This window comes from Polynucleobacter sp. P1-05-14 (genome assembly GCF_018881675.1).
In the GTDB taxonomy this organism is placed as follows: Bacteria; Pseudomonadota; Gammaproteobacteria; order Burkholderiales; family Burkholderiaceae; genus Polynucleobacter.
The window spans coordinates 1-692 of the sequence record NZ_JACVPV010000023.1 but is presented as its reverse complement, the minus strand read 5'-3'; the positions used below and the strand labels follow the sequence as shown (position 1 = coordinate 692).

Genomic DNA, 692 nt, shown 5'->3' with positions numbered 1-692 from the left:
CCGGTTCGATTGCCACCTCCAGGGGCGTAGTGGATAACGGCAGCTTTGATATTTCAGCAACGACCAGTGGCGCATCGATCACTACCTTGTCTGGTAATGGTCAAGCTCTCTTAGGAGCGCAAACCTTAACTATTACCAATGGTGCATCCAATGGTGCTGGTAGCGGCACTTTTGATGGCGTGATCAGTGGCACTGGAGGGGTGACCCTGACTGGTGGTACGCAAACACTCACGGGCACTAATACTTATACTGGTGCAACAACGATTAGCGGTACTGCTAGCGCGAACAAAGCAACCTTAGCGTTAACGGGTACGGGTTCAATTGCAACATCGAGTGGTGTGAACCTAACGGGTTATGCCAACTTCGATATTTCAGGAACCACTGCTGGCGCAACGATTCAATCCTTAGCAGATGTCGGCATAGAGAACACCGTTTTCTTAGGAGCGCAAAACCTAACACTGTCTAATGCGAGTGGTACTTATAGTGGCGTGATCGCTGATGGTTCTGCCGACGGTAGTTCAAGTGCTACTGGTGGCTCTGTCACGGTTGCTGCTGGTACACAAACCCTCACGGGCACCAACACTTACACCGGCACTACCACGATTGATACCGGGGCTACCTTAGCACTATCTGGTACCGGTTCGATTGCCACCTCCAGGGGCGTAGTGGATAACGGCAGCTTTGATATTTCA

At 51.3% G+C, this 692-nt stretch carries 1 protein-coding gene; it reads left to right on the top strand.

Translation table 11 applies throughout. The annotated features are described in order from the left end of the window. Positions 1-29 precede the first annotated feature (29 nt). The coding region (locus tag ICN37_RS08470) for an autotransporter-associated beta strand repeat-containing protein (protein ID WP_370623834.1) at positions 30-692 on the top strand (663 nt) is incomplete at its 3' end.